Consider the following 13,882-nt stretch of genomic DNA (forward strand, 5'->3'; position numbering starts at 1 on the left):
CGGTATGTGCGGATGCTGCCGAAGGAGATTCGCGAATTGCTTTAGCCTCGGTAGTGAGGGGGCGTCATCGCTGATGACGCCTATTGTTTACGCTGGCTTGAAGCCGGGTTTTCCGTTTTGTTCTCGTCAGTGGTTCTGGCCTATTTTTTCGGCTGGTTCAACGCACCTGAACAACCACCTTCCCCACCGCTTTGCGCTGCCCCAAGTCATTGATCGCCTGAGCGGCATTACTCAGCGGATACACCTGCGACACCAGCGGCTTGAGCTTGCCCTCGGCGAACCAGCCGAACAATTGTTGGAAGTTGGCGGCGTTGTCCTGGGGCTGGCGTTGGGCGAAGGAACCCCAGAACACACCCACCACCGCGGCGCCCTTGAGCAGGGCCAGGTTCACCGGCAGTTCGGGGATGCGCCCGCTGGCAAAGCCGACCACCAGCAGCCGGCCGTTCCAGGCGATGGCGCGGATGGCCTGGTCGAACAGGTCGCCGCCCACCGGGTCGTAGATCACATCGGCGCCCTGGCCGTCGGTAAGGCGTTTGATTTCATCCTTGAGGCTGGTTTCGTTGTAGTTGATCAACTCGTCGGCGCCAGCGGCCTTGGCCACGGCAAGTTTCTCCGCGCTGCTGGCGGCGGCGATCACCCGAGCACCCATGGCCTTGCCGATTTCCACGGCGGCCAGGCCAACGCCGCCGGAGGCGCCGAGCACCAGCAGGGTTTCGCCGGGTTGCAGGTTGGCCCGTTGCTTGAGGGCGTGCATCGAGGTGCCATACGTCATGCTGAAGGCGGCGGCGGTGTTGAAGTCCATGGATGCGGGGATCGGCAATACGTTGTAGCCGGGGACCGCCACCTGTTCGGCAAAGCTGCCCCAGCCGGTCAGCGCCATCACCCGGTCGCCGACTTTCAAGTGGCTGACTTTCTCACCCACCTCGCTGACCACGCCCGCCGCTTCGCCGCCGGGGGAAAACGGGAAGGGTGGCTTGAATTGGTATTTGCCCTCGATGATCAGCGTGTCAGGGAAATTCACCCCGGCGGCGTGCACGTCCAGCAGCACTTCGTTCTTTTTGGCGACGGGGCTGGCGACGTCTTCCAGCACCAGCGATTCGGCGGGGCCGAATTCTTTGCACAGCACGGCTTTCATCAGGGCTATTCCTTTGGGAGTGATGGCCGATAAGTGTAGGTGTGAGAGACAACGGGTCAACGAGCATGCCCCGCCCTGATAGCCGGCCATAAGCTTGTGCTTGAACGGCGGGTCGGTATGCTGGGCCGCAAACTGGATGAGGAATCAATTGTGAAAGCGTGGATCATGTTGATGCTGGCCCTTTCGTTGCCTGTGGCGGCGATGGCCGAAGAGGCCAAGGAAGCGAAAGAGGGCGAGGCACCAAAAGTCAGTTACATCACCCTCAGCCCGCCCTTCGTGGGCAATTATGGCTTGGACGGCACGGCGAAGCTGAAGGTCTACAAGGCTGATGTGGCCCTGCGTGTGACCGGTGACGCCGCCGCTGCGGCGGTCAAGGCCAACGAGCCGCTGATTCGCAACCAATTGGTGGCGTTGTTCGCCCAGCAAACCACTGAGGCGATGAACAACCTCGAAGCCAAGGAAAAACTACGTCAGGAAGCGTTGAAGCAGACCCAGCAGGTGATGAACGACGAGACCGGCAAGCCGATGGTGGATGATCTGTTGTTCAACAACCTGATCATTCAGTAAATATAAACTCGTCTGGGACGGCCCTATCGCGAGCAAGCTCGCTCTCACAGGGGTTTTGTGATCGACGCAAAACCCCTGTGGGAGCGAGCTTGCTCGCGATAGCGGCCTATCGGACAGCGAATCGCTCAAGGTTTCAGCGCAACCACCGCCGCCCACTGCTCAGCCGTCACTGGCATCACCGAAAGCCGCGAGCCTTTCTGTACCAGCGGCATTTGCGCCAGGGCGGTCTGTTGCTTGAGGTAGTCGAGCTTCAGCACGTGACGGAACGTCTCGACGTGGGCCACGTCGATCGCGGTCCAGGGGTTTTTGTCCGGGCTGGCCTTGGGGTCGAAATAATGGCTGCCCGGGTCCAGGGCCGTCGGGTCGGGATAGGCCGCCTGGATGATTTTGCCGATCCCGGCAATGCCCGGCTCGGGGCAACTGGAGTGGTAGAAAAAGAACGTGTCGCCCACCGCCATGGCTCGCAGGAAATTGCGCGCCTGGTAGTTGCGAACGCCGTCCCATCGGGCCTGGCCGAGCTTTTCCAAGCCTTGGATAGACAATTCATCGGGCTCGGATTTCATCAGCCAATAGGCCATGATTGCTACTCCTGGGCGGTGTTGAAAAAAATAGTTCAGCGATTTTATGACAAACCGACAGTCGGTTGACGCCAGAGTTTGCGTGTCGGGGCCGGTTGCCGCAAAATGCCGGCCTTCCAAGCTTGACGCTGCTGCACGGCCAATAAGAAAACCGCTGCTGTCATCGTGTGTGATATGCCTTGAGGGGGGCAATCGATGAAACGCAAACCGGATTTGTTGTGGATCTTGGTCATTCTGTTCGGTCTGGGTGTCGTGACCACGGGTTACGCCCAAAGCCTGTGGTCCAACAAGACCGAGGCGCCGGTGGACATCACCCAACCCGCGCCATCGCTCAAACGCTGAGCCCGTTTTCCAGGCGCCGCTGATTCCCGCGGCGTCTACCCCGCGATATACCATTGCCTGTCGCTGACCGTTCCCTGCAGCGGCACGTCCCAGCTTGCCTGCGCCAATCGTTCGACCTTCTGGCATTCATGGGCCAGCCCCAACAGCGTGGGCTTGCGCCACTGCTTGCGTCGCGCCAGGTACGCCAGGCTGCGATCGTAAAAACCGCCGCCCATGCCCAGTCGACCTCCCGCATCGTCAAACCCCACCAATGGCAACAACACCAGGTCCAACGTCCAGACCTTGCGCTGCCGGGCGATGTTCTTGCGTGGCTCGGGGATGCGAAACCGGTTGGGCTGCATTTTTTCGCCGGGGTAGATGCGCTGGAACACCATCTTGGTCTGCGGCCATGGGCTGAGCACCGGCAGGTAAGTGGCCTTGCCCCGGCGCTGGGCCGCGCGCAGCAGCAGGCGCGGGTCGATCTCGCCATCGTTGGGCAGGTACAGGGCGATGTGCTTCGCGCGGCGGAACAACGGATGCTGGGCCAGTTGTTTGTACAGCCCGCGGGCGGCTTGCCGTTGCTGGGCGGGCGTCAGGGCGCGACGGGCCTGACGAAGCAGGCGTCGAAGTTGCGGGCGGGGCAGCAGCGCGGGTTCAGTCATGTCGAGGCTTCACGCAGGGGCGATGCCGCACAGCGTAACCGCAAAACAGGACGCTCAGAAATGCCTGCGCCCAGAAACGACAATGCCAGTTCACATGAACTGGCATTGTCTGGAGTCAGGCTCCCCGGATGAACCGCTGTCGGCTTAGCCCTTGAACCCGAAAGTTCAAGGTGGAAGTTGCAGGGGGCGTTAAGGCTTTCCGTCAAGCGGACATGCACACCGGCCCCAACGTGCAACCCCCGTGGTTGTGCGTATCGGCTCAGGGACATCACCAACTGGCAAGCACCCCAGGGAGTGAAGCGAGTATACCCCAGGCAGCCTCGCGAATCAGCCCTTGGTGACGTCCGGATCGGTGGCGAGCACCAGATCCACCCGATCGAGCAGGTCGCGCACCTGTTCACGGGTCGAGCCGCTGACCTGTACGTCCGGCGTATCCTGGCGATGCAACAGGTCGTGGGTGATGTTCAAGGCGGCCATCACGGCGATGCGGTCGGCACCGATGACTTTGCCGCTGCTGCGGATCTCGCGCATCTTGCCGTCCAGGTAACGGGCGGCGCTCACCAGGTTGCTACGCTCTTCCTGGGGGCAGATGATCGAATATTCTTTGTCGAGGATCTGCACGGTAACGCTATTGCTTGAACTCATGAGTCTTGCTCCAGGGCCTTGAGGCGCGAAATCATCGATTCGACCTTACGCCGGGCGATTTCGTTTTTTTCAATGAGGTGCGCGCGTTCCTCGCGCCAGGTTTTTTCCTGAGCTAATAGGAGTCCGTTTTGGCTCTTAAGTTGCTCGACCCGGTCAATTAGCAGTTCGAGTCTGGCCATCAGCGCTTGCAGGTCGGTGTCTTCCATTGTGTCCACTGAAGATTGTGTCTGATGGAGGGATGTGGGTCGCACAGCCTCTGATAGTCTTGGCGAGTCTGTCGATGTAGGATACAAGGCCTCCATTCTAGACATAGCGCCGTCTGGCGCCTAGCTGCCCATGCCCATTCAGAATTCCCCGTATCAAGCATTCGCCACCCTGCTGAGCACCAGCGGTCATCCTGTCTCGCCTGCCGAACTGCATGGCCTGTTGCTCGGGCGCAGTTGCGCCGGCGCCGGCTTCGATGCCGACGGCTGGTTGGCCGACGCCGCCGAGCTGTTGGAAGGCGAGCCGGCGGACAACGTTCGTAACGCGCTGATCGGCCTGCAGGAAATGGTCAAGGGCGAGCTGACCAGCGACGACATGACCGTCGTCCTGCTGCTGCCCACTGACGATGCCCCCTTGGCCGAACGTGCCGCGGCGCTGGGCCAGTGGTGCCAGGGCTTCCTCGCCGGCTTCGGTCTGACCCGTCGCGAATACGCGCTGAGCGAAGAGGCCAAGGAAGTGTTGCAGGACTTGGCCGCGATCTCCCAGGTCCAGGATGCCCTGGAAGAGTCCGATGACGGCGAAAGCGACTACATGGAAGTGATGGAGTACCTGCGGGTCGCGCCATTGCTGCTGTTCACCGAGACCAAGAAAACCGATGCAGCGGCCTCCAAGCCGTCCTTGCATTAATTAGAGGGAACCCCGTCTGCCCATGATTCATATCCCGAAATCGGAATACAGCCGTCGCCGCAAGGCCCTGATGGCGCAGATGGAACCCAACAGCATCGCAATCCTGCCCGCCGCCGCCGTTGCGATCCGCAACCGCGACGTCGAGCACGTCTACCGCCAGGACAGTGACTTCCAATACCTCAGCGGCTTCCCCGAGCCGCAAGCGGTGCTGGTGCTGATGCCCGGCCGCGCCCACGGCGAGTACATCCTCTTTTGTCGCGAGCGCAACGCCGAACGTGAGTTGTGGGACGGCCTGCGCGCCGGCCAGGAAGGGGCGATCCGTGACTACGGCGCTGACGACGCATTTCCCATCACCGACATCGACGACATCCTGCCGGGCCTGATCGAAGGCCGCGACCGGGTGTATTCAGCCATGGGCAGCAACCCTGAGTTCGACCGGCACCTGATGGAGTGGATCAACGTGATTCGCTCCAAGGCCCACCTCGGCGCCCAGCCGCCGAACGAATTCGTTGCCCTGGATCACTTGCTGCACGACATGCGCCTGTATAAATCGGCGCCGGAACTGAAGGTCATGCGCGAAGCGGCGCGGATCTCCGCCCAGGCGCACATCCGGGCGATGCAGGCGGCACGTCCGGGGTTGCATGAGTTCAGCCTGGAAGCCGAACTGGATTATGAGTTCCGCAAGGGCGGGGCGAAGATGCCGGCCTATGGCTCGATCGTCGCGGCGGGGCGCAACAGCTGCATCCTGCACTACCAGCAGAACGACGCGCTGCTCAAGGACGGCGACCTGGTGTTGATCGACGCCGGTTGTGAAATCGACTGCTATGCCAGCGATATCACCCGTACGTGGCCGGTCAGCGGCAAGTTTTCACCCGAGCAGAAGGCGATCTACGAAGTGGTGCTGGCCGCCCAGGAAGCCGCGTTTGCCCAGATCGCACCGGACAAACACTGGAACCAGGCCCACGAAGCGACGGTCCGGGTCATTACCGAAGGGTTGGTACGCCTGGGGTTGCTGGAGGGTGAGGTGGACGAGTTGATCGCCAGCGAGGCCTACCGGGCGTTCTACATGCACCGCGCCGGGCATTGGCTGGGCATGGACGTGCATGACGTGGGTGAGTACCGGGTCGGCGGCGAGTGGCGGGTACTGGAAATCGGCATGACGCTGACGGTGGAGCCGGGCATCTACATCAGCCCGAACAACCGCAGCGTCGCGAAGAAATGGCGCGGCATTGGCGTGCGCATCGAGGATGACGTGGTAGTGACCAAAACCGGTTGTGAAATCCTGAGCCGAGACGTGCCGAAAACGGTCGCCGACATTGAGGCCCTGATGGCCGCCGCCCGGACGCAAGCGGCATGAGCCGGGTCAACCTGGCGATCATCGGCGGCGGCCTGGTCGGCGCGAGCCTGGCCTTGGCCCTGCAGGCCGGTGCCAAGGCCCGGGGCTGGAAAATCATGCTGATCGAGCCTTTCGCCCCCGGTGACGCTTGGCAGCCAAGCTACGATGCCCGGTCCTCGGCGTTGTCCTACGGTGCCCGGCAGATTTATCAACGCCTGGGTGTCTGGCAGGAGATTTCCCGTCGCGCCGAGCCGATCAAGCAGATCCATGTGTCCGACCGCGGGCGGTTTTCCACGGCGCGGCTGTCGGCCATGGAAGAGGGCGTGCCGGCGCTGGGCTACGTGGTGGAAAACGCCTGGCTCGGCCAGTGCCTGTGGCAAGGTCTGGACCCGGAGGTGGTCAGTTGGCGCTGCCCGGCGCAGGTGACCCGCATGGAACCACTGGTCGGCGGTTATCGCCTGACCCTCGACGACGAAACCACCCTGGAGTGCGACCTGGCCGTACTGGCCGATGGTGGTCGCTCCAGCCTGCGCGAGCAGTTGGGCGTCGCCGTGCGCAGTCGCCCTTATGACCAGAGCGCCTTGATCGCCAACATCACCCCCAGCGAAGCCCACAATGGCATGGCCTTTGAACGCTTCACCGATGACGGCCCGATGGCCTTGTTGCCGCTGCCGGAGAATCGTTGCGCGTTGGTCTGGACCCGCCAGGGCATGGACGCACAACGGCTGGCGGCCCTCGACGAACGCAGCTTCCTCGCCGAATTGCAGGGCGTGTTCGGTTATCGCCTGGGTACGCTGAAGCAAGTGGGTGTGCGACACCTGTACCCGCTGGCGCTGGTGGAGGCCGAAGAGCAGGTTCGTCCGCACCTGGCGATCCTGGGCAATGCCGCCCACAGCCTGCACCCGATTGCCGGGCAGGGGTTCAACCTGTCCTTGCGCGATGCCCAGGCCCTGGCCGATGCCTTGCTCGACAGCGACAGCGAGCCGGGGGATTTTGCCGTGCTGCAAGCCTATCGCGAGAGCCAGCGCATGGACCAGGCCCTGACCGTGGGCTTCTCCGATCAGGTCACGCGGCTGTTCGGCAGCAGCCTGCCGTTGGTGTCCCTGGGCCGTAACCTCGGCTTGCTGGGCCTCGACCTGCTGCCGCCAGCCAAGCGCTGGTTCGCCCGCCAGGCCATGGGCCTGGGGACGCGTCCCGATGCTTGAGGCTGGGGTGGTCATTTCTTTTCATGGGCGGCTGATGTCGCCAGCAAAACAGGCTTAGAGCATGGAATTGCGTGCAGATCTGCTGATTGTCGGCGCCGGTATGGTCGGCAGCGCCCTGGCGCTGGCGTTGCAGGGCAGTGGCCTGCAAGTGCTGTTGCTCGACGGCAGCCCGATGAGCGTCAAGCCCTTCGATCCCCAGGCCGCGTTCGAGCCCCGGGTCAGCGCCTTGTCGACGGCCAGCCAGCGGATCCTCGAGCGCCTGGGCGTCTGGGACGGCATCACCACCCGGCGTGTCAGCCCTTACACCGACATGCACGTCTGGGACGGCAGCGGCACCGGGCAGATCCATTTTTCCGCCACCAGCCTGCATGCCGAGACGCTTGGGCACATCGTTGAAAACCGCGTGGTGCAGGACGCCTTGCTGGATCGGCTGCATGACTGCGACCTGGGCTTGCTGGCCAATGCCCGCCTGGAGCAGATGCGTCGTTCCGGCGACGACTGGCTGCTGACCTTGGCCGATGGCCGCACCTTGCGCGCGCCCCTGGTCATTGCCGCCGACGGCGCGAATTCCGCTGTGCGCCGCCTGACCGGCGTGGCGACGCGCGAGTGGGATTACCTGCACCACGCCATCGTCACCAGCGTGCGCAGCGCCCGGCCGCATCGAATGACGGCATGGCAGCGCTTCACCGACAACGGTCCGCTGGCGTTCCTGCCCCTTGAACGTGACGGCCAGCACGATTGGTGCTCGATTGTCTGGTCCACCACCCCCGAAGAAACACAGCGCTTGATGGCGCTTGATGACACCGCATTCTGCAACGAACTGGAACGCGCCTTCGAAGGCCAGCTCGGCACGGTGCTGAGTGCCGACCCGCGCCTGTGCGTGCCGCTGCGCCAGCGACATGCCAAGCGCTACGTGGCCGAAGGGCTGGCGCTGATCGGCGACGCGGCCCATACCATCCATCCGTTGGCCGGGCAGGGGGTGAACCTGGGCTTCCTCGACGCCGCCGTGCTGGCCGAAGTGCTGCTGCACGCGGCTGGCCGTGGCGAGCGGTTGGCGGACGTGAAGGTGTTGAGCCGCTACGAGCGGCGCCGCATGCCCCATAACCTGGCGCTGATGGCGGCGATGGAGGGGTTCGAGCGGTTGTTCCAGGCCGATCCGCTGCCGGTGCGCTGGTTGCGTAACACCGGGCTGAAACTGGTGGACCGCCTGCCTGAGGCCAAGGCGTTGTTCGTGCGCGAGGCACTGGGATTGATTGGGGATTTGCCGGATTTGGCCAAGGCCTGAAATCTGTATTGGGGCTCATGGCCCTATCGCGGGCAAGCCTTGCTCCCACAAAAGCTTGTCCCACATTGCACACCTGTGGGAGCAAGAGCTTGTGGGAGCAAGGCTTGCCCGCGATGGCGGACCCAAAATACTGCGCATCTCCAGGCTGCAACATTTGGAAATGTGTCCGCCCACTGTTCGATTGTGGTGCCAAATGTGAGTCCTTATCATTTGCGCTTCGTTCATAATCCAGAGACCGCTACCATGTTGGCAACCAAGCGCCTGCTGTCCGCCCTCGCCTTGACACTGATCGGCTCCACTGCCGCCCAGGCCGCCGATGAGGTGGTGGTCTACTCCTCGCGTATCGATGAACTGATCAAGCCGGTCTTCGATGCCTACACCAAGAAGACTGGCGTGTCGGTGAAGTTCATCACTGACAAGGAAGCGCCGTTAATGCAGCGGATCAAGGCCGAAGGCGAGAACGCCACCGCCGACCTGCTGCTCACCGTCGACGCCGGCAACCTCTGGCAGGCCGAGCAGATGGGTATTCTCCAACCGTTCACCTCCCCGGTGATCGATGCCAACATCCCATCCCAATACCGCGCTTCGTCCCACGCCTGGACCGGCTTGAGCCTGCGGGCACGGACCATTGTCTACTCCACCGAACGGGTTAAACCCAGCGAATTGACCACCTATGAAGCGCTGGCTGGCAAAGAGTGGGAAGGCCGCCTGTGCCTGCGGACCTCGAAAAAGGTCTACAACCAGTCCCTGACCGCCACGCTGATCGAAACCCACGGCGCGGAAAAAACCGAGGAAATCCTCAAGGGCTGGGTCAGGAACCTGTCCACCGACGTGTTCTCTGACGACACCGCATTGCTTGAGGCGATCAACGCTGGCCAGTGCGACGTCGGCATCGTCAACACTTACTACTATGGCCGCCTGCACCAGCAGAAGCCGGACCTGAAAGTGAAATTGTTCTGGCCGAACCAGGCTGATCGCGGCGTGCACATCAACCTTTCGGGGATTGGCTTGACCAAGCATGCACCGCATCCGGAAGCCGCGAAGAAACTGGTGGAGTGGATGACCACGCCGGAAGCGCAGAACATTTTCGCCGACGTGAACCAGGAATTCCCGGCCAACCCGAAGGTCGAGCCGTCCAAGGAAGTGGCGGCCTGGGGCAAGTTCAAGGCCGACACCCTGCCGGTGGAAGTCGCGGGTAAACGCCAGGCCGAAGCCATTCGCATGATGGATCGTGCCGGCTGGAACTGAGACCAGTCCTGTCCAGTTCATTGATAACATGTGGCGAGGGAGCTTGCTCCCGCTGGAGGGCGAAGCCCTCCCAGAGTATCCGCGGGCCATGGCCCGGAACTTTGGGGCTACTTCGTAGCCCAGCGGGAGCAAGCTCCCTCGCCACGTGACCGATTGTTTAACGAGAGTATTCCTTGGCCCACCCCGCCCAACGCCGCTGGTACCCCCTGGTCTTCGCCATCGCCGCGCTGGTCCTGTTGCCCCTGAGTGTGCTGCTGCTGTCCTGGCAGAGCGTCGACCAGCAGATATGGTCCCATTTGTGGGACACGCAGATGCCGCGCTTGTTGGGCAACACCCTCACGTTGATCCTTGGCGTGGGTGTGGGTGTGACCTTGCTGGGTGTCAGTCTCGCCTGGCTCACCAGCCTGTGTGAGTTCCCGGGGCGTCGCTGGCTCGATTGGGCATTGATGCTACCGTTTGCGATTCCGGCCTACGTATTGGCATTTGTCTTCGTGGGCCTGCTGGATTTTGCCGGCCCCGTGCAGACGCTGATGCGTGAATGGTTCGGCAGCGGCCTGCGCCTGCCCCGGGTTCGCTCCACCGGCGGGGTGATCCTGGTGCTGGTGCTGGTCTTTTACCCATACGTGTATCTGCTGGCGCGCAGTGCCTTCCTGGCCCAGGGCAAGGGCTTGATGGAAGCCGCCCGGGTGCTGGGGCAGTCGCCGTGGCAGGCGTTCTGGCGCGTGGCGCTGCCGATGGCCCGGCCGGCCATCGGTGCGGGCGTGGCGCTGGCGCTGATGGAAACCCTGGCGGATTTCGGCGCGGTGTCGGTGTTCAACTTCGACACCTTCACCACCGCCATCTACAAGACCTGGTACGGCTTCTTCAGCCTTTCCAGCGCTGCCCAACTGGCCAGCTTGCTGTTGCTGGCGGTGATGTTGGTGCTCTACGGCGAACGCCGGGCCCGTGGCGCCCACCGGGCCAGTAACGAGCGGCCCCGGGTCAAGGCGTTGTACACGTTGCGCGGCCTCAAGGCCGTGGCGGCCAGTGGCTGGTGCTTTCTGGTGTTTGCCTGCGCCTTTGTCATCCCGGTACTGCAATTGGTGGTGTGGTTCTGGCAACGGGGTCGTTTCGACCTGGATGAGCGTTATGCCGGGCTGATCGTCCACACTCTCTACCTGGGCGGCCTGGCGGCGCTGGTCACCGTTTGCGTGGCCTTGCTGCTGGCGTTCGCCCGGCGGTTGGCGCCGACCCGGCCGATTCGTGCCGGCGTCGGCCTGGCGAACCTGGGGTATGCCTTGCCCGGTTCGGTGTTGGCGGTGTCGATCATGCTTGCGTTCAGCTATCTGGACCGTGAGCTGGTCATCCCGCTGTCGACCTGGCTCGGCGGTGCAGGCAAACCGTTGTTGCTGGGCAGCCTGTCGGCGCTGTTGCTGGCGTATCTGGTGCGCTTCCTGGCCGTGGCCTACGGCCCGTTGGAGAGCAGCCTGGCGCGAATTCGTCCGTCCTTGCCCGAAGCAGCACGCAGCCTTGGGATCAGTGGGCCACGACTGTTTTTCAAAGTGTATCTGCCATTGCTGTTGCCCGGAACGTTGAGCGCGGCGTTGCTGGTGTTCGTCGATGTGCTCAAGGAAATGCCCGCGACGCTACTGATGCGCCCGTTCGGCTGGGACACGCTGGCGGTGCGGATCTTCGAGATGACCAGTGAAGGCGAGTGGGCCCGGGCCGCGCTGCCGGCGCTGACGTTGGTATTGGTGGGGCTGTTGCCGGTCATCGGATTGATACGACGTTCGGCCCATCGAAACAGCTAGGTGTCAGTCCTACCTCATGCGGCTACAATGCGCGGCATTCGGTGCGGTCCGTCTGTCGGACCGGGCAACTGAGAACGTCAGAAAACTCCTTTTTTCAGACGTTCGCGCTACGCAGTGTCCGTCCGCACCTTCGCCAAGCCCGGAAGGAGAAACCCATGGGACAGCGTACGCCTCTGTATGACCTTCATCTCGCCCTTGGCGCGAAGATGGTCGATTTTGGCGGTTGGGATATGCCTTTGCATTACGGCTCGCAGGTCGAAGAACACCATCAGGTGCGTCGCGACTGCGGTGTGTTCGATGTATCCCACATGACCGTGATCGACGTCGCCGGCCCCCAGGCCAAGGTCTGGCTGCAGCGCTTGCTGGCCAATGACGTCGACCGCTTGCAAGACACAGGCAGTGCCTTGTACAGCGCCATGCTCAATGAGCGCGGCGGCATCGTCGACGACATGATCATCTACCGTGTCGGGGACGGCTATCGGCTGGTCTTCAACGCCTCGACCCGCGATCAGGACCTGGCCTGGATGCAGGCACAGCTCGGTGACTACGACGCGCAACTGCATGAGCGCCCCGAGCTGGCGATGCTGGCGATCCAGGGGCCCCACGCCCGACAGAAGATTGCCGAGCTGGTCACACAATCCCGTGGACAAATCATCCAGCAACTCAAGCCTTTCGAAGGGCGTGCCGACGGCGAATGGTTCATCGCCCGGACCGGCTACACCGGCGAAGATGGCCTGGAAATCGTCCTGCCCGCCCAGGAAGCCCCGAGTTTCTTCAACGACCTGGTCGGCGCCGGTATTTCGCCCATCGGCCTCGGTGCTCGCGATACCTTGCGCCTGGAAGCGGGCATGAACCTCTACGGCCAGGATATCCACCCGGACGTTTCACCGCTGGCCTCGAACATGGCCTGGAGCATCGCCTGGGAACCGGCGAGCCGTCAGTTCATCGGGCGTGGTGCGCTGGAGGCCGAGCTTGCCAGCGGTGTGCAGCACAAACTGGTTGGGCTGGTGTTGGAGGAGCGGGGTGTTTTGCGCGCCCATCAGGTGGTTCGCATCGCCAATGTTGGCGAAGGGGAGATCACCAGTGGTAGTTTTTCTCCTACGCTTAGCAAGTCGATCGCCCTGGCACGTGTTCCGATGGCTACTGCCGACCGGGCCGAGGTAGAAATTCGCGGTAAGTGGTACCCGGTACGGGTGGTCAAACCGACCTTCGTCCGCCATGGCAAAACCCTGATCTAACCTTTTGCGGCGGGCCGCTGGCCGCTGACACTTTCTCTTGAGGACACAGAATATGAGTGATATCCCTGCCGAACTGCGTTTTGCTGAAAGCCATGAGTGGGCCCGCCTGGAAGCTGACGGTACCGTCACCGTGGGCATCAGCGATCATGCACAGGAAGCCTTGGGCGATGTGGTGTTTGTCGAGCTGACTGAAGTCGGTAAGGTGTTTGAAGCTGGTGACCAGGCCGGTGTGGTTGAGTCGGTCAAAGCCGCTTCCGATATCTACTCCCCGATTGCCGGTGAAGTGATTGCGGTCAATGAGGCGTTGGGCGGTGAGCCGGAACTGCTGAACTCCGATCCGTACGGCGCCTGGATCTTCAAGCTCAAGCCAAGCGACAAGGCCGAGATGGACAAGTTGCTCGATGCGGCCGGCTACCAGGCCGCTATCGGCGAATAAGGACCACTGTACCTGTGGGAGCGAGCTTGCTCGCGATAGCGGTGGATCAGCAGCATTGATGTGGGCTGACACGCCGCTATCGCGAGCAAGCTCGCTCCCACAGGGGGGCTGGGACAGCCTTGGGGGGTTCACCGGGCAAAAAAATGCCGCTCAATCGAGCGGCATTTTTTATTGGCCGGAAATCAGTCCTGGGCGACGGCGTTTTTCGCCAGGATCGCGTTGGCCAGTTCCATGTCGGTGGCTTGCAGGCCTGGGTTGTCGGCGCGAACTTTCTGCATCGCCGCTTCCAGGTAAGGGCCACGGATACCGCCATCACTGGCGACGAAGCTGCCGGCATCGTCCTGGGCGGCGACGATCAGTTTGTGATCCTTGAAAGTCAGGTAGGTGGAACCGGTGGTCGCACCGGATGAAATGACGTTACGCCAAAACGTGTCGGCCATTGCCGAGCCAACAGGTAGAGACAGCAAGGCTAGGGTAGCGACAGCAAGTTTGAGACGCATGATAGGTGACTCCACTGGGTTAACTATGACGTTGGATTACCGGCG

16 protein-coding genes and 1 other RNA gene are annotated in these 13,882 nt (G+C 62.4%); 10 read left to right on the forward strand and 7 right to left on the reverse strand.

The features are described from left to right. Positions 1-157: 157 nt before the first annotated feature. A complete protein-coding gene (locus AB4N80_RS06510; protein WP_122567493.1) occupies positions 158-1,135 on the reverse strand; it encodes an NADPH:quinone oxidoreductase family protein in 978 nt (325 codons plus the stop codon). 150 nt (positions 1,136-1,285) lie between these two features. Here AB4N80_RS06510 and AB4N80_RS06515 point away from each other — a divergent pair, with 150 nt between their 5' ends. Continuing rightward, positions 1,286-1,702: a flagellar basal body-associated protein FliL gene (locus AB4N80_RS06515; protein WP_092333064.1), complete on the forward strand. Its 417-nt coding sequence runs from the start codon at positions 1,286-1,288 to the stop codon at positions 1,700-1,702. 125 nt (positions 1,703-1,827) lie between these two features. Here AB4N80_RS06515 and AB4N80_RS06520 read toward each other — a convergent pair whose 3' ends face one another. Further along, a complete protein-coding gene (locus AB4N80_RS06520; RefSeq protein ID WP_460081207.1) occupies positions 1,828-2,280 on the reverse strand; it encodes an EVE domain-containing protein in 453 nt (150 codons plus the stop codon). A 195-nt stretch (positions 2,281-2,475) separates the two neighbouring features. On the opposite strand from AB4N80_RS06520, the gene AB4N80_RS06525 reads away from it, so the two are divergent. Then, positions 2,476-2,622, forward strand: a complete 147-nt coding sequence (locus AB4N80_RS06525; protein WP_122567491.1) for a hypothetical protein — start codon at positions 2,476-2,478, stop codon at positions 2,620-2,622. 35 nt (positions 2,623-2,657) lie between these two features. Here the strand turns inward: AB4N80_RS06525 and AB4N80_RS06530 are convergent, their stop codons facing one another. From AB4N80_RS06530 to AB4N80_RS06545, 4 genes are all read right to left on the reverse strand, one after another. Next, entirely contained in the window at positions 2,658-3,263 is a 606-nt protein-coding gene (locus AB4N80_RS06530) for a 5-formyltetrahydrofolate cyclo-ligase (RefSeq protein ID WP_122567490.1), read from the reverse strand. A gap of 117 nt (positions 3,264-3,380) precedes the next feature. Beyond that, a non-coding RNA gene (ssrS, locus tag AB4N80_RS06535) (6S RNA) lies at positions 3,381-3,560 on the reverse strand. Positions 3,561-3,590: 30 nt separating this feature from the next. Then, positions 3,591-3,908: a cell division protein ZapA gene (locus AB4N80_RS06540; protein WP_122567489.1), complete on the reverse strand. Its 318-nt coding sequence runs from the start codon at positions 3,906-3,908 to the stop codon at positions 3,591-3,593. Continuing rightward, positions 3,905-4,114 carry a TIGR02449 family protein gene (locus tag AB4N80_RS06545; protein WP_003177365.1) on the reverse strand — a complete coding sequence of 70 codons (210 nt, stop codon included), beginning with the start codon at positions 4,112-4,114 and terminating at the stop codon, positions 3,905-3,907. Before AB4N80_RS06545 ends, AB4N80_RS06540 begins: the two co-directional genes overlap by 4 nt. A gap of 130 nt (positions 4,115-4,244) precedes the next feature. On the opposite strand from AB4N80_RS06545, the gene AB4N80_RS06550 reads away from it, so the two are divergent. The 8 genes from AB4N80_RS06550 (at position 4,245) to gcvH (ending at position 13,337) form a co-directional block, all read left to right on the forward strand. Continuing rightward, complete coding sequence (locus AB4N80_RS06550; protein ID WP_122567488.1) at positions 4,245-4,799, forward strand: YecA/YgfB family protein; 555 nt, start codon at positions 4,245-4,247, stop codon at positions 4,797-4,799. 22 nt (positions 4,800-4,821) lie between these two features. Then, positions 4,822-6,156 carry a Xaa-Pro aminopeptidase gene (gene pepP, locus AB4N80_RS06555; protein ID WP_460081211.1) on the forward strand — a complete coding sequence of 445 codons (1,335 nt, stop codon included), beginning with the start codon at positions 4,822-4,824 and terminating at the stop codon, positions 6,154-6,156. Next, the gene (gene ubiH / locus AB4N80_RS06560; protein WP_122567486.1) at positions 6,153-7,340 is read left to right on the forward strand and encodes a 2-octaprenyl-6-methoxyphenyl hydroxylase; all 1,188 of its coding nucleotides are present in this window, start codon (positions 6,153-6,155) and stop codon (positions 7,338-7,340) included. The genes pepP and ubiH overlap by 4 nt, the downstream gene beginning before the upstream one ends. 67 nt (positions 7,341-7,407) lie before the next feature. Further along, positions 7,408-8,625, forward strand: a complete 1,218-nt coding sequence (locus AB4N80_RS06565) for a 2-octaprenyl-3-methyl-6-methoxy-1,4-benzoquinol hydroxylase (protein ID WP_354336104.1) — start codon at positions 7,408-7,410, stop codon at positions 8,623-8,625. 243 nt (positions 8,626-8,868) lie between these two features. Then, a complete protein-coding gene (locus AB4N80_RS06570) occupies positions 8,869-9,873 on the forward strand; it encodes an extracellular solute-binding protein (RefSeq protein WP_122567484.1) in 1,005 nt (334 codons plus the stop codon). A 173-nt stretch (positions 9,874-10,046) separates the two neighbouring features. Further along, entirely contained in the window at positions 10,047-11,663 is a 1,617-nt protein-coding gene (locus AB4N80_RS06575; RefSeq protein ID WP_122567483.1) for an ABC transporter permease, read from the forward strand. A 155-nt stretch (positions 11,664-11,818) separates the two neighbouring features. Then, entirely contained in the window at positions 11,819-12,901 is a 1,083-nt protein-coding gene (gene gcvT / locus AB4N80_RS06580; RefSeq protein ID WP_305468786.1) for a glycine cleavage system aminomethyltransferase GcvT, read from the forward strand. A gap of 52 nt (positions 12,902-12,953) precedes the next feature. Beyond that, positions 12,954-13,337 carry a glycine cleavage system protein GcvH gene (gcvH, locus tag AB4N80_RS06585; protein WP_305468785.1) on the forward strand — a complete coding sequence of 128 codons (384 nt, stop codon included), beginning with the start codon at positions 12,954-12,956 and terminating at the stop codon, positions 13,335-13,337. A gap of 182 nt (positions 13,338-13,519) precedes the next feature. On the opposite strand, the gene AB4N80_RS06590 is transcribed toward gcvH, so the two are convergent. Next, positions 13,520-13,840 carry a DUF2388 domain-containing protein gene (locus AB4N80_RS06590; protein WP_170846005.1) on the reverse strand — a complete coding sequence of 107 codons (321 nt, stop codon included), beginning with the start codon at positions 13,838-13,840 and terminating at the stop codon, positions 13,520-13,522. Between the last annotated feature and the right edge of the window lie 42 nt (positions 13,841-13,882).

It is taken from the genome of Pseudomonas sp. H3_A02, assembly GCF_054671965.1.

Bases quoted from the DNA above. Each gene is read 5' to 3' on its own strand.
- AB4N80_RS06510 (WP_122567493.1), bottom strand. From the start codon at position 1,135: ATGAAAGCCGTGCTGTGCAAAGAATTCGGCCCCGCCGAATCGCTGGTG.
- AB4N80_RS06520 (WP_460081207.1), bottom strand. From the start codon at position 2,280: ATGGCCTATTGGCTGATGAAATCCGAGCCCGATGAATTGTCTATCCAA.
- AB4N80_RS06525 (WP_122567491.1), top strand. From the start codon at position 2,476: ATGAAACGCAAACCGGATTTGTTGTGGATCTTGGTCATTCTGTTCGGT.
- AB4N80_RS06530 (WP_122567490.1), bottom strand. From the start codon at position 3,263: ATGACTGAACCCGCGCTGCTGCCCCGCCCGCAACTTCGACGCCTGCTT.
- AB4N80_RS06540 (WP_122567489.1), bottom strand. From the start codon at position 3,908: ATGAGTTCAAGCAATAGCGTTACCGTGCAGATCCTCGACAAAGAATAT.
- AB4N80_RS06545 (WP_003177365.1), bottom strand. From the start codon at position 4,114: ATGGAAGACACCGACCTGCAAGCGCTGATGGCCAGACTCGAACTGCTA.
- AB4N80_RS06550 (WP_122567488.1), top strand. From the start codon at position 4,245: ATGCCCATTCAGAATTCCCCGTATCAAGCATTCGCCACCCTGCTGAGC.
- pepP (WP_460081211.1), top strand. From the start codon at position 4,822: ATGATTCATATCCCGAAATCGGAATACAGCCGTCGCCGCAAGGCCCTG.
- ubiH (WP_122567486.1), top strand. From the start codon at position 6,153: ATGAGCCGGGTCAACCTGGCGATCATCGGCGGCGGCCTGGTCGGCGCG.
- AB4N80_RS06570 (WP_122567484.1), top strand. From the start codon at position 8,869: ATGTTGGCAACCAAGCGCCTGCTGTCCGCCCTCGCCTTGACACTGATC.
- gcvT (WP_305468786.1), top strand. From the start codon at position 11,819: ATGGGACAGCGTACGCCTCTGTATGACCTTCATCTCGCCCTTGGCGCG.
- gcvH (WP_305468785.1), top strand. From the start codon at position 12,954: ATGAGTGATATCCCTGCCGAACTGCGTTTTGCTGAAAGCCATGAGTGG.